The sequence below is a fragment of the Corynebacterium marquesiae genome, assembly GCF_030229635.1.
In the GTDB taxonomy this organism is placed as follows: Bacteria; Actinomycetota; Actinomycetes; order Mycobacteriales; family Mycobacteriaceae; genus Corynebacterium; species Corynebacterium marquesiae.
In genome coordinates this window covers 1-13,242 of the sequence record NZ_JASPII010000002.1, presented here as the reverse complement: position 1 = coordinate 13,242, position 13,242 = coordinate 1, and the positions used below count along the sequence as shown (strand labels likewise).

Sequence of the window (13,242 nt, the reverse complement as noted above, 5' to 3'; positions counted from 1 at the left end):
CCCCACGCTAGTACTCTTCGTCGATCGCCTCTACGTCAGGCAACAGCGGCGCCAAGTCTGGCAGGCGCTCCAAAGAATCGATCCCCAATAGCTCGAGGAACAATTCTGTTGTCTCGTACCGGTGAGCGGAGCCCTCAAAATCATCCTGCGGCAACTCTCGGACCAATCCACGCAGGTTAAGGGTTCGCATAACACCGTCAACGTTGACGCCGCGAACCGCCGCCACCTGCTGGCGAGTAACGGGCTGGCGATAGGCCACTACCGCCAAAGTCTCCAGGGCAGCGCGGGAGAGTTTGGTTTGGGCGCCATCCAAGAGAAATTCTTCGACTGCCCCGGCATTGTCGGTGCGCGTATAAAAGCGCCACCCCTCCTGGGTCTCGCGCAGGTCAATACCAGAACCGCGACTATCCAACTCCCGCTGAATAGAACGCAGGCAATCACTGACGACGTCCCTTTCCGCCCCCAGCGCACGCGCCAATGACTCCACAGAGGCTGGGGAGTCGAGCACGAGCAATATGGACTCAAGACGGGAACGCAGCTGCGAGATGAGGGGAAGATCCATAGCGCCCGAGTTTACTGGAGAAGAAAATATTGCTGAAAATTCTCCAAATCACTTTCGGTTCCGTCTGTGACGCGTGTAACATATTGTCATGGAAACTATCACTCGCACCGACAGACTCATCCTCATCCCGCTGTCCGCCGCAAATACCGAAGAGACCCACAAGGTCTACAGCGACGGACGCATCTGGAGCCACCGCCCCAACGGGCGCTTCGCCGATATCCGCACCACCCGCGCACTCGCACAAGCATCCTCCCAGTCATGGGATGCCCACCACTTCGGGCCTTGGGCCGCCTATTTGCGCCATAACCCTTCGGAATTCGTCGGCGTTGGCGGCGCCATCTTCGTCGAAGATGGAAACTTCTGGGACATCAAATACCGCCTGCGCCCCGCCCATTGGGGTTCAGGCTTTGCCACAGAGATCACCTCGGCGGGGTTAAAGAGTATCCGCCAAGTTGATCCCGACTCCCCCATCACGGCCCGCGTTACGACAAACCACCCGGCGTCCATCCGGGTCATCGAAAAGCAAGGGCTCCAACAGGTATGGGAAGGGCGCCGCATAGGAACCGAGGACAACCCCGAGGAACCAGACGTACGTGTCTACTCAGACCGCGAGCTCTCCCCCGAGACGCTGAAATTCATCCAGCAGCGCCGTTAGTCCCAGTTCGCTGCGGCAACTACCGCTGGGTCAACATCTAGGCCTGTCCACGATAGGTCCAGCTGACCCAGCGCTTCTTCTTGTTGTGCATCAACCGCCTTGGCTTTGTACAACTCCAACAGGGCCAAGAAACGCCCCACTACCTGCATAGAAACCGTACAGTCGCGGGTTAGTGCACCAAAGCTGGTCCATTGACCTGCGCCGAGTAGCTTGAGTGTTTCCAAAATCTTGCCGGCCTGCTCTGGTACCGATACTGCTACAGCGTGCACGTGACCGGTTGCCACCTCCTCCGGCGGCTTGGGACGGAACACGCCCGCCGCTAGCTCGGCAAAACTGGCCGGCGTATGGCCGAGCGAAACTGGAGGCAAAAGTTCCGCAAACTTCTCCTCGATGGAAACCGCACGCGGATAGCTGCGCTGCGCCTCGCGCTGCCACACGGAGAATTGGTCCGCTGCTTGCTTATAAGCCTTGTACTGCAACAGACGGGCAAAAAGGAGGTCTCGCGACTCCAGCAGTTCCAAGTCTTCAATATCGTCGACATCACCGCGCGGCAGAAGCCGCGCTGCCTTCAAATCCAAAAGCGTGGCTGCCACCAATAAAAAATCAGTGGTCTCATCCAGATCAGCAGATGCGCCCAACTGGCGTGTATACGCCACAAATTCGTCCGTTACTTCTGACAGCGCAACCTCCGTCACGTCCATCTTCTTGGACTGAATAAGCTGCAATAGCAGGTCAAAAGGGCCTTCAAAATTTCGCAGTGCAATGCGAAAGCCCGTAATCTCCGGCTGGGTCACGATACCTTAAACGGTCGAGCGCTCGATGACCTCTTTGGCCAGGTTCCGGTACTGCTGTGTGGCCGGGGAGCTGGGTGCCCAGGTAGTAATCGGCTCTCCGGCTACCGAAGTCTCTGGGAATCGAACAGTCCGGGTAATGACTGTGTCAAAGACCTTATCGCCAAAGTAATCCACCACTCGGGACATCACTTCTCGGGCGTGCTTGGTCCGGCGATCGAACATGGTCACTAGGATTCCCATGACCTCAAGGTCAAAGTTAATGCGATCAGAAACCTTCTCCACGGTATCGGTCAACAGCGCCAAACCGCGCAGGGAGAAGAACTCGCACTCCATAGGGATGATCACACCCTGTGAGCAAGCAAGGGCGTTGACGGTAAGCAAGCCCAAGGAGGGCTGGCAGTCAATAATGATGAAATCATAATCGCGGCGCACCGGACGCAAGGCGCGGGCAAGGGTGTGCTCGCGACCGACTTCATTGACCATCTGAATTTCCGCGGCGGAAAGGTCGATATTCGCCGGCACCAGATCCAAGCCCGGTACCCCAGTGTGCTGGATAGCGGAATGAATAGAAGTGTGACTATCGAGCATCACGTCATAGATGGTGTCCTCGATATCGTCATGCGTGAGCCCGAGACCCGCCGAAAGCGCACCCTGGGGGTCAAGGTCAACCAAGAGGACTTTACGGCCGTATTCCGCCAAGCAGGCACCCATATTGATGGTTGAGGTGGTTTTACCTACGCCACCCTTTTGGTTACACATCGAAATGATGGTGGCCGGCCCATGTTTTTCCAAGGGTGCGGGTTCCGGTAACTCACGGATAGGACGACCGGTCAGCCCCACCTCTACGTCAGAGGCAGAAAATAGACCCTCTTCGCTCACAGTCACACCTGCTTCCTTGACGCCAAGTTCCGGACCATGACACTTGGCTTAGGGTTGATTACAACGTTGTCATTAAAGCGTACCCGTTACAGGTTAAAAGTACCGAGACTTAGTCTATATCAAGTGTTTAGCGTTGACTGGAACGGCGTTTGCGGATTGCCACCAGAGCTATGAGCGCGATGAGTACCGCCGCAGCTGCCCCTCCAATAATCCAGCCCAAATGTGAGCCGCCGTCTTCTTCTTTGGGTTCCTTTCGCTGGCGCTCATCGAGGTTTTCCGCGGCGGATTGATAGTTAGGGTCCTGTAGGGTGACGATGAGTGCGGCCCCAGAACCGTCATTGCGAAGCAACTGCATGATAAAGGGATTATCAGGCGCCTCGCCCTCCGGATAAGTCAAGGTGAGGGTTCGAGAAGAGGCATCCACGTCACGCTTTACGCCTTGGATGATATTGCCCTCGCCATCGAGGTAACGCAGCGTGACGTCGTTTTCTTGCGTGTCCTTGAACTGCTGGTAGAGGTCAAAGGCCTGCTTGAAGCCCATCTTCGCGGTAATAGTATTGCCTTCGATTTTGGATTCAAGGTTGACGTATTCCGCGCCTTCAAGGTTGGCTTCCCCAGCAGGCTTGCGCTCCGGCTTTTCACCTGGAACAACCGGCAAGTTGCTATTTTCCTTCGACGGCGCGGGCTTGCCATCTCCGCTCTCGGCATCTTTTCCTGCTGGAGCATTGTCACCTCCAGTCGGCTTATCAGAGCCCGAATCCGGCGCTGGAGCTGGGGCCGGTCCGCCTTCCGCGCCATCAATTTCTTCCTGAATGTCCTCCTGCGCAACCGACCCATCGGCTACCAGCGTCAGGGTCGCATTCATGCCTTGGGCGGAGACAGGAACCGAGACTTGGCCGCCTTCTGCTGGGGCGGTGATGGTAGCGGAGGTACCAGAGGCAGACACGCTCCATCCATCGCCGGAGTAGCTAGCTTCGGCCGGCACGGGCAAGCTTACAGTCGTGGTCTGGCCGGCAGGAACCGAAATGGGAGCGGCAATAGCAGCCTCTACTTCCGGCGGCAGCTGGGCGTGTGCCACCGCTGGGAAAAACAAGGCGGTAGATAGCACCGCACCAGCTACACGAGTTGAAAACATATAGGTCCTTTCTTAGGCACGGGGATGCGCAGTGCGCCACACCTCGCGCAAGGAATCGGCAGTGACGTGAGTATATATTTGCGTTGTTGTCACCGAGGAATGTCCCAGCAATTCTTGCACGGTGCGCACATCTGCGCCGCCTTCAAGCAGGTGCGTCGCAAAAGAATGCCGCAACGTGTGCGGAGAAATGGACTTTCCCAATTGCGCCCGCTGCGCTGCCGTCTTCAACACAGTCCATGCACTTTGACGCGATAGAGCCCCACCGCGGGTATTGAGAAACAGCGCCGGCGTCTTCCCTTTGCTCAGCGCTGGACGAGCCCGCACCAAGTAGGCATCGAGAGCCTGGCGGGCATGCGAGCCCACTGGCACAATCCGCTCTTTGTCTCCCTTGCCCCGCAGGCGTATTACCTCTTGCGCGGCGGACACGTCATCAACGTTTAGGGAGATAATTTCCGAGATTCGCGCGCCGGTGCCATAGAGCATCTCCAGCAGGGCACGGTCGCGCACATCTACTGGGGTCTCAGTAGTAGTCGCTTCAATGAGGGCGGTGACCTCGCCTACCGATAATGTCTCAGGCAAATGCTGCCCGGTTGACGGAGGAGTTACCTCAACCGCGACATCGACGTCCACTATGCCCTCTGACACGGCAAATTTATGCAGCCCGCGAGCAACGATGAGCGCTCGGTTGGCTGAGGACACAGCCATGTGTGCGCGCAGGTCTTTAAGATAAGCCTCTACCATCGGTCGCGTCACCGACCGCAAATCCTCTACCCCGTTATCCCCCAGCCAGGCAAGGTAGCGGCGGACATCGCGGCGATAGTTGCTCAAGGTATTGGCGGAAACGCCGCGCTCGACTGCTAGATGATTAAGCCAGGTCTGCGCAATGCTTTCGAGCGCACTCACAGCTGTTTTAGGTCCGCGCCCGTGCGGCGGGAGCTCATTGAGGTCGGTCGAAGGTCGAACGGCTCCTCCACGCTGCGGGTTCTCTTGCCGCCGCGCAGCACCGCGTAGGCGGCCAAGATACCGCTGCAGGCGATGGAATTGACGATGTCACCGCGCAGTACCTTCTCAACGGCCTCATCGAGGCCCACCCAGGCGATTTCCATATCGGCTTCTTCGTCACCGGTAGCCTCCATACGGGGGACGTCGGAAAGCTCCGAGGCAAGGAATACGCGAACCGCCTCCTCGCAGAAACCCGGCGAAGTCACAAGGTCCGTCAACACGGACCACGTCTGCGCGCTCAGGCCGGCCTCCTCCTGCAGTTCACGCTGGGCGCCGGTCAACTCATCCTCACCGCGTACGTCGAGTAATCCCGCTGGCAGTTCCCACAGGCGCTTTCCTACGCTGTGGCGGTACTGATACACCATCGCAATACGCTCGTCTGAGTCCACTGCCACGACGGCCACAGCACCTAGGTGCTCGACTACTTCCCGGGAGGCAGAAACGCCACCGGGCATGACTACCTCGTCGCGGCGGAGGGCGAGAATGGGGGCGTCGACAAGCAGCTGCGAATCAAGCACCTTGAAATCATGCGCCATGGGCTATTCCTTTCCCGGCAAGGCGGAGTCAGCAGTTTCGGTGGCGCCATAGTCACCCTGGCCACCATCAAGTTGTTCCTGGGTGGCCAGAATGACCGCAATGCGCTCCACTGCCCGTTCTGTGCTATCGACCGTAGACAGCTCCGCGTCCTGATCACGCACTTGGGCTAGCGCCTTATCATCCTGGGTCTGCTTGGTGCGCCCGCTCAACACCACGGACCCATTGACCTCATCCAACCCGGTGGCAAATTCTGCCAGCGCGGTTGACGGGTAACCTCGCAGGCCATTTCCAGAGACCACGATGATGGCCTGGGCAGGCACGATGGTGCCGTCCTCGTAATCAATAAAGCCCTCGTCGCGCAGCTTATGGAGCACGTCTGCACGCTCGTCTACCGAGGCCAAAGGTTTCGTGCTCTCAGGATCCATAGACAGCGCAGTACCCAGGACCTCACCGCTGAGGGCTCCTGCAGAATCCAAGTCCTTGATATCTGCCTTCTTGGGCGCAATATCTTTCAAGATGGGAAGCAGCTTGTCCTTAGTTTCGGGGCGCAAGAAGTCCTTGGTCAGCTTAATCTCGCCGGCCTCCGTGGCATCGGAAGACTCCAAGAGCTTCCGAATCGCGTCCACGTCTCCGCCATTGGCGTCATCGGTGGTCACGATGAGTACTGGGCGCTGCGACAATGTCCCGTCAACCATTTCCGCACCAGAATCGGCCACGATCTTGTCGCTGGCCTCATTCTGGGTCTGCAGAATCTTATTGTCTTGGACCACCTTGCGGTGCTCCTCGCGGATTGGGTCGTCGTCTGCCATGCTGGTGGTCAGGTTTGGCGCAATCACCAGGGCGCCCAAGGCTACGCCTACCGCGGCGCCGAAGCCCAAGCCTGCTACAAGCTCAGTCTTTGCCATGCCTTATGCGCCCCCAAAGAGGCTAGACCAGGTTTCGCTAAGGTTGCTGGCAAAGTCCTGGCTGCCGCCGAAACCGACGATGAGGATGACTGCCGCAATGGCAACCAGGATTCCCAGTACTGCCCACAACCAGCCGAGGTTGGAGGACGGCGCACTGTAGAGATTGATCACTGCATCGGCGTCTACCACCTTCGTACCGGCCTTGAGGCGAGACAGCACGGCCGAGGGGTTGGTGCGGTCAGCAAAGATATCATCGAGGTCTACCCCGCCGCCGGCCTGCACGATGAGACCCGCGCCGTGGTAATCAGCAAAGAGCAGGCCTAGGTCGGTACCTGAGTGTGTTGCTGCGGGGAAAGTCATCGCGCCGATGCCGAGGTCCTGGATGCGGTCGAGGCCTTCTACCTCCCCTTCCGGGTTCGCAGGAACGATTACGCGGGCGCCGCAACGCAGAGCTTCATCGCTCACGCCATTGGGATCCCCGATAATGAAATCTGGCTTATACCCTTGGGCCAGCAAGGAATCTGCCGCCGTTCCCACTGCGATCAGCAGCGGCTCATACTCGCGAATAAAGTTGCGCAGCTGCTTGAGCTGTTCGCGGTGCCTATCGGTAGGCGAAAAGAGGACAACCTTCCGGCCGGCGATTTCGGAACCGGAAGCAGGGACGCCGAGGCCGTCGATAAGCAGCGGGCCTTCCGAGTTAATGAAATCAATGGAATTGCCAAAGAAGGATTCCATATGGTCAATCAGCGCGCCCTGCGCTGCGGTGAAGTTCTTTTCTGCTCGCTCGCGGGTTACCACGCGGCCGGTGCCGAGTGCTTTATCGCCGCTAAAGACGGTGCCGTCTTCCCCGATGCGCGCCTTTTTGCCGTCTTTGAACTCGGAAACAAAGGACTGCCCCACGCCTTCAAGGAGGGTAACGTCGGCGTCAAGCAACATGTGCGGGCCATAATTAGGGACTGTGCCGGTAGAAAATTCCGCCACGTTAATGACGGCGGAGGGCTTAAGGTCTACGAGAGTTTGAGCCTCGTGGCGAGAGATATTGGCCGCATCAATTACGGCGACATCGCCTTCACTAAACTTTTTCATCCCCTTAGCGCCTGGAGTGCAATCGCGCAGTGCACCAGGCTGCTCGGGGTTACGGGAAAACAGAGCCATGAACCCTATTGTGGCGTGATTATGGTTTCGAGTGGGCGAGGCGCGCGGATGCTTCTTCCTGCGCGCGGTCAAAAAGCTCCTGTGCGTGCGCGCGCCCGGTCTCGGTATCGTCCAACCCCGCCAGCATGCGGGCCAATTCCTCTACGCGCTCCTCCTGTGAAAGCTCGGCCACGCCAGAGGTAAATTTCTCCTTCGATACATGCAGGTGCGCATCCGCGTACGCTGCGACCTGTGGCAGGTGTGTTACCACAATCACTTGGTTATGCACGGCCAAGCGCGCCAGGCGGCGGCCGATCTCTACCGCTGCGCGTCCGCCCACGCCGGCATCGACCTCATCGAAGACCAAGGTGGCGCCGTCCTCGTCTGCCAGCACGACCTCCAAGGCCAGCATGACGCGAGAGAGCTCGCCGCCCGAGGCAGCAGAGGCAATCGGCTTACCATTCAACTGCAGCTCGGCCGCGTCTGCGCCGGACTTAGAATATTTCGCTTGCGTAAGCTCGACCGTCAAGGTCGAATTTGGCATGGCCAAGCCGTGGAGCTCCTGCGTTACCTGCTCGCCTAGGGCCTTCGCCGCTTTCCGACGCCCCCTTGTCAGCTCCCCTGCCCGCTCAATCATCACCGATTCAGCGTCTTTGACCTGCTTTTTCAGCTCCTCTAGGGCTTCTGTAGAGGTATCCATAGACTCGAGCTTTGCCGCAGCCTCATTGCGCCAAGCTACGACTCCATCAATATCCCCCGCGTACTTCCTGGTCAACGTGCGCAGTTCCTGCTGCCGCTGGAGGGACTTTTCCAACAGGTGTGGATCCGCCGGCAGCCCGGCTAGATACCCACCGAGCTCGCCGGAGATATCGCCCAGTTGCGACGAGATCTCACCGAGCCGTTCGCCCAGGGCTGCCAATTCCTTATCGGTGGATCCCGCCAAGGCAGAAACCGCCCGGCCTAGCAGTGCCGAGGCGGCCTCTTCCAGTTCCTCGGTACCATCGATGGAAGCCAACGCGATTTCCGCGGACTCGCGCAGCCCATCGACGTCTTGCAGCTTGCGAACCAGCTGCACCAGTTCCTCGTCCTCGCCGGGTTCTGGGGCGATGCCATCGATCTCATCGACGGCGAATTGCAGGCGGTCAACCTCCTGCGCCAACTCGCGGCGCTGCTCCGTACGCCGCTTATAGTCCTTGGCGAGGCTGCGCCACTCTTTGAAGGCCTCGGTATAGCGCTCCCGCACACGGGCCAATTTCGGATCCGCACGGTCTACCGCGCCCAGTTGTTCTTCGGGCGCGAGCAAACGCAGCTGATCATTTTGCCCGTGGACCGTGATAAGCTCGCGCGCGAACTCGCCCAGGGTTGCAGCCGGTACTGCGCGGCCGCCTAAATAGGCCCGCGATCTTCCCGCGGCGGAGACTGTGCGCGAAACGATATATTCTCCGTTTTCGTCGGGCTCTCCGCCTACCGAATCCACCAACTCACGGATCGAGTCCTTTGCGGAAGAAAAATGCCCCTCTACTGCGGCCTTTTTCGCGCCATCGCGCACCCGGGAGGCGTCCGCGCGACCACCGGCTAAGAGCCTTAAACCAGTAACCACCATGGTCTTACCCGCACCGGTTTCACCGGTAAGCACGGTAAGGCCCGCGGATAGTTCCGCAGAGCTCTGGCTAATAACACCCAGATCATTGATGGAAATATCGACGAGCACTACTTCTCCTTCGGCCCGCGCCACCCTTCTACGGGCAGGCGCAGCTTCGAGACTAGACGGTCAGTAAAAGGTTGGTCATCCAAGCGTACCCACCGCACCGGACGCGCGCCTCGCACGACCTCCACACGAGCTCCTGGGGGCATTGCGAGCTCACGAAAACCGTCCAAAATCACGGTCGCCGGTGTCGTACGCATAGTTGATTCGACGGCTACTAAAGAATTGGGAGATACAACCAATGGCTTGGTAAACAGCGCATGCGCGTTATTCGGTACTACCAAAATCGCATCGAGGGAGGGCCACAGCACTGGGCCGCCAGCCGAAAACGCATAGGCAGTCGACCCAGTAGGCGTGGAAATTAGCACCCCATCGCAACCAAAGGACGACACCGGCCGGCGGTCAACTTCCAAGATTGCATCTAGCACGCCGGATCGGTTTTGGTTTTCTACCGAAGCCTCATTCAAAGCCCAGCTGCGGTTAAGAAGGGTCCCTTCCTCATCAAAGATAGTGACATCGATGGTGAGTCGATCCTCAATGCGGTACCTCTTATCTATGACCCGCACTAGGGCCTGATCTAGGGATTCGACCTCCCACTCAGCCAGAAACCCCACGTGGCCTAGATTGATGCCCAGCACCGGAATATCTACGGCACGCGCCATGTCGGCGGCACGGAGGAAGGTTCCATCGCCGCCTAAAACCAACACCAATTCGCACCCTGCGGCCGCATCTTCAGTGTGAGGTACATGCTTTAATCCCGGCAGTACCTTTTCGTCCGCGCACACTCGAACAGTAATTCCCGCACTTTGTAGGAGTTCTGCCGCACGCGACGTAGCCTCCAAGTTCTGTTGCCGGTTGGCATGAGGCACCAACAGGATCTCACGTGTCATTGCGGGCCTTCCTCGACTGCGCGGTCAATCATTTCTTCCACTCTAGCCAGATCTGTTGGCTGACCGTCCTTTTTCAGCCACAGGAAGTACTCCACATTGCCGCTTGGCCCAGGCAGCGGGGATGCAACAGCCCCATGCATGCTAAGCCCCAGGGACAACGCAAATTCAGCGACTTCCCTAGTAACTTCTTTACGCAACTCCGGCGAACGAACCACTCCACCGCTTCCGAGGCGCTCTTTGCCCACTTCAAATTGCGGCTTCACCATAGGCAACAACCAAGCGCCGTCCTTCAGACAATCCACAATGGCCGGCAAAACCAAGCGGAGGGAAATGAAGGACAAGTCGCCTACCATGCCGTCGCAGGGGCCGTCGGTAAGCTCCAGCGTTAAATTCCGGATATTCGTACGGTCTAAAACGGTTACGCGATCATCGTTTTGCAGGCGCCATAGCAGCTGCCCATAGCCAACGTCGACAGACAGCACTTCCTGCGCACCGTGTTCAAGGCACACGTCCGTAAAACCACCGGTAGAAGCGCCGGCATCGAGGATGCGGCCGTTCATGTCGACGTCGAACGCCGCCAAGGCGCCCAAAAGCTTGTGAGCGCCACGTGAAGCCCACTTGTCTTCTTCGGCTTCCTCTACCTTGATGGAAACCTCGGGCTCTACAATCGACGCCGGCTTGTGCGCCTTGAAGCCACCAACCGTGACACGGCCGGACTTAATCATCTCCCGTGCCTGCTCACGTGACCGCGCAATCTTTCGGCGCACCAGCTCCGCATCTAACCTACGACGTTGAGGGGGCATTAATTCTCCTGCAATGCATCGCGCAACACATTGTGAGCGCGATCAAGCTGATCTACTTCAGCGGACAAATCCGCTGCGTCTTCTCCAAGGATCTCTGCTACTTCCGCATCGATCTCTGCCGGCTCCTTGACGGCTCGAAAGTCGTGTGGCTTTACCGCCATTGCGCAACAACCTTTTCCGCACGTTCGCTACGCGGCTGAATATAGCGCGGCGGTGACGGCATGGCCCATGCGACTTCCAACACGGTGCGCAATGCTTGAACGGAGGTAGACTTTTCGTCGCCGCCCTCAAGCAGAAGGTCATGGCCATCGCACCGCGCCGTAAATCCACCCTGTGCTCCGGGACGAGCAACGGAGACAGGAAGGGCCAGCTCGTGCATCCCTGCTCCAATGAAGTTGGGGCGTGCCTCCACAGGTGCCTCGATCAGCTCTAACTCACCAGAAACGCCGGTGAGCACATGGAAGGTATCCATTGCAGCAGAGTTACCACCTGCAATATCAGTATCCAGACGGTCGCCCACAGCAAGTGGCTTCTTCGCGCCGATTTGCTTTGCCGCAAAAGTAAACATGGCCGGCTCGGGCTTGCCAGCAGATACCGGCTCTACCCCGGTGGCTGACTGGATGGCGGCAACCAAAGAACCATTTCCCACAGCAAGACCTCTCTCAATTGGCAGAGAGGTATCGAGATTCGAAGCAAAGAACTTGGCTCCCTGGCGGATAGCCAAGGCACCTTCAGTCAAGTGCTCCCAGCCAACCGAGCGGTCAAAGCCTTGCACTACGGCAGCAGGCTTGTCATCGGCGCTGGAGACTACCTTAAAGCCCATGTCGCGGGCCAAGTCACGGAGGGGATCGGCACCGATGATAAGCAGCTTCGCCCCAGCTGGGACCTCTTCCGCTGCTAGTTGGAGAACCGCTTGCGCAGAGGTAACGATCTGTTCCGTACCCGCGGTGAGACCGATGTCCTCCAGCATCTTCGCCACTGCCTGTGGGCTGCGCGAAGCATTGTTGGTCACATACACTGCCGGCACGCCGCAGGTGTTGATGACGTCCACCACGTTAGAAAGCGGGCGACCACCTTCCCACACGGTGCCATCGAGATCGAGAAGAAGAGCATCGTGCTTGCTTAGGACTGTCACTACTTGCACTCCTCAAGGCGCTCGGCAGCATCGGTCCAGTCGCCTTCATCAATAGAAACTGCGTGCTCAAACCAATCCCGAGCCTCTTCCTTCCGGCCTGCTTCTAGCAGAGCATTACCGTAGGCATAAGCGAGACGGCACGCGCTTACCCCGCGGGCATCGCGGTCGGGATGTGCGCGCTGAATGGTGACAACCGCGGACTCAGCTTGACCCATGTCTAGGCGGGCGCCGGCCAAAACAATGGCCAGCTCAATCTTGGACTCTTCATCAAGTTCCGATGCTTCCTCCGCACGGCCTAGTTCGAGCGCCTTTTCCGGGCGGCCCAAGCCGCGCTCGCAATCAGCCATTACAGCGAGCATTCCGGGGCCACCGGAAATGCGGCGCGCGGCACGCAGCTCAGCCAAAGCTTCTTTCCACTCGCCGGCGCGATACGCGGCAATTCCGTTGACTTCACGGGCAATTGCGACTCGGCCAGCGCGGTCTTTAGCGGCACGCGCATGCCGCAATGCGAGCTTAGGATCATCCTCCATCCAGGTCGCAGCCATGATCATATGCTTAGCGACGGCCTCGGAGTTCTCCTTCGATAGCGACTTCAGGTCCTGCAGCACCATCGGGTCTAGGTCGTTGACATCTACCTCTGCCGGGATGTCTGGGTCGCTCATGCGACGGTTAATGCGTTCCTCACGGTAACCGGAGCGCTGCGGCGAAAAAGACTTCTTCTTCCGGGAACCGCCCTTAAAATCACGGCCCTTGTTATTGCGTGGCTTACGGTCACGTCCGCCCCGCCCATTGTGATTGCGCTCCGACATTCAGCCCTACCCTTTCTTGGTTGGAACTAGCACAGAAATACCCGCCCTATTCTACAACCCACAAACAAAAAGCCGGAATTTAGATCCTTACGGACTGCCGCAGCGTTACCCAAACATTGCTCATTACACCAACCCAAACACACGCCGTAAAAAAGCGGGTGATACCAAAAGGAACAAGCAGCGCGCCTAGAATGCCGTAGACAACGAATAGCAGGCCCCATGAAGTGTCCCAGGTTTTGTTCCGTTTGAGTAGATGGGAAAATCTGGAATATGCCAAGAAAATTTGACCAGGATGCG

16 protein-coding genes are annotated in these 13,242 nt (G+C 58.3%); 1 reads left to right on the top strand and 15 read right to left on the bottom strand.

Translation table 11 applies throughout. The annotated features are described in order from the left end of the window. Positions 1 to 7 precede the first annotated feature (7 nt). Positions 8 to 562: an SMC-Scp complex subunit ScpB gene (scpB, locus tag QP971_RS01555; protein WP_049378102.1), complete on the bottom strand. Its 555-nt coding sequence runs from the start codon at positions 560 to 562 to the stop codon at positions 8 to 10. 88 nt (positions 563 to 650) lie between these two features. On the opposite strand from scpB, the gene QP971_RS01550 reads away from it, so the two are divergent. Next, positions 651 to 1,217, top strand: coding sequence for a GNAT family N-acetyltransferase (locus tag QP971_RS01550; protein ID WP_049378101.1), 567 nt, complete (start codon positions 651 to 653; stop codon positions 1,215 to 1,217). Here QP971_RS01550 and QP971_RS01545 read toward each other — a convergent pair. The 14 genes from QP971_RS01545 to QP971_RS01480 form a co-directional block, all read right to left on the bottom strand. Beyond that, on the bottom strand, positions 1,214 to 2,011 hold the full coding sequence (locus QP971_RS01545) for a segregation and condensation protein A (protein WP_049378100.1): 798 nt from the start codon (positions 2,009 to 2,011) through the stop codon (positions 1,214 to 1,216). The two genes, QP971_RS01550 and QP971_RS01545, sit on opposite strands and share 4 nt — an antisense overlap. A 6-nt stretch (positions 2,012 to 2,017) precedes the next feature. Continuing rightward, positions 2,018 to 2,890, bottom strand: a complete 873-nt coding sequence (locus QP971_RS01540) for a ParA family protein (protein ID WP_049378276.1) — start codon at positions 2,888 to 2,890, stop codon at positions 2,018 to 2,020. Between the two features lie 127 nt (positions 2,891 to 3,017). After that, positions 3,018 to 4,025, bottom strand: coding sequence for a hypothetical protein (locus QP971_RS01535; protein ID WP_049378099.1), 1,008 nt, complete (start codon positions 4,023 to 4,025; stop codon positions 3,018 to 3,020). Positions 4,026 to 4,037: 12 nt separating this feature from the next. Beyond that, complete coding sequence (gene xerD / locus QP971_RS01530; protein WP_225746990.1) at positions 4,038 to 4,928, bottom strand: site-specific tyrosine recombinase XerD; 891 nt, start codon at positions 4,926 to 4,928, stop codon at positions 4,038 to 4,040. After that, complete coding sequence (locus tag QP971_RS01525) at positions 4,925 to 5,563, bottom strand: NUDIX domain-containing protein (RefSeq protein ID WP_284810657.1); 639 nt, start codon at positions 5,561 to 5,563, stop codon at positions 4,925 to 4,927. Before QP971_RS01525 ends, xerD begins: the two co-directional genes overlap by 4 nt. Positions 5,564 to 5,566: 3 nt before the next feature. Further along, entirely contained in the window at positions 5,567 to 6,469 is a 903-nt protein-coding gene (locus QP971_RS01520) for a copper transporter (protein WP_284788709.1), read from the bottom strand. 3 nt (positions 6,470 to 6,472) lie between these two features. Beyond that, positions 6,473 to 7,624, bottom strand: a complete 1,152-nt coding sequence (gene steA, locus QP971_RS01515) for a putative cytokinetic ring protein SteA (protein ID WP_284810654.1) — start codon at positions 7,622 to 7,624, stop codon at positions 6,473 to 6,475. Positions 7,625 to 7,643: 19 nt separating this feature from the next. Continuing rightward, a complete protein-coding gene (gene recN, locus QP971_RS01510) occupies positions 7,644 to 9,314 on the bottom strand; it encodes a DNA repair protein RecN (protein ID WP_049378094.1) in 1,671 nt (556 codons plus the stop codon). Further along, positions 9,314 to 10,198 carry an NAD kinase gene (locus QP971_RS01505; protein WP_049378093.1) on the bottom strand — a complete coding sequence of 295 codons (885 nt, stop codon included), beginning with the start codon at positions 10,196 to 10,198 and terminating at the stop codon, positions 9,314 to 9,316. Before QP971_RS01505 ends, recN begins: the two co-directional genes overlap by 1 nt. After that, positions 10,195 to 11,001: a TlyA family RNA methyltransferase gene (locus tag QP971_RS01500; RefSeq protein ID WP_269954268.1), complete on the bottom strand. Its 807-nt coding sequence runs from the start codon at positions 10,999 to 11,001 to the stop codon at positions 10,195 to 10,197. The genes QP971_RS01505 and QP971_RS01500 overlap by 4 nt, the downstream gene beginning before the upstream one ends. Then, on the bottom strand, positions 11,001 to 11,162 hold the full coding sequence (locus tag QP971_RS01495; protein ID WP_162837280.1) for a hypothetical protein: 162 nt from the start codon (positions 11,160 to 11,162) through the stop codon (positions 11,001 to 11,003). The genes QP971_RS01500 and QP971_RS01495 overlap by 1 nt, the downstream gene beginning before the upstream one ends. Continuing rightward, a complete protein-coding gene (locus QP971_RS01490) occupies positions 11,153 to 12,136 on the bottom strand; it encodes an HAD-IIA family hydrolase (RefSeq protein WP_284788713.1) in 984 nt (327 codons plus the stop codon). The genes QP971_RS01495 and QP971_RS01490 overlap by 10 nt, the downstream gene beginning before the upstream one ends. After that, entirely contained in the window at positions 12,136 to 12,945 is an 810-nt protein-coding gene (locus QP971_RS01485) for a tetratricopeptide repeat protein (protein WP_049378090.1), read from the bottom strand. The genes QP971_RS01490 and QP971_RS01485 overlap by 1 nt, the downstream gene beginning before the upstream one ends. Positions 12,946 to 13,024: 79 nt before the next feature. After that, on the bottom strand, positions 13,025 to 13,242 hold a 218-nt coding region (locus QP971_RS01480; protein ID WP_284810652.1), incomplete at its 5' end, for a hypothetical protein.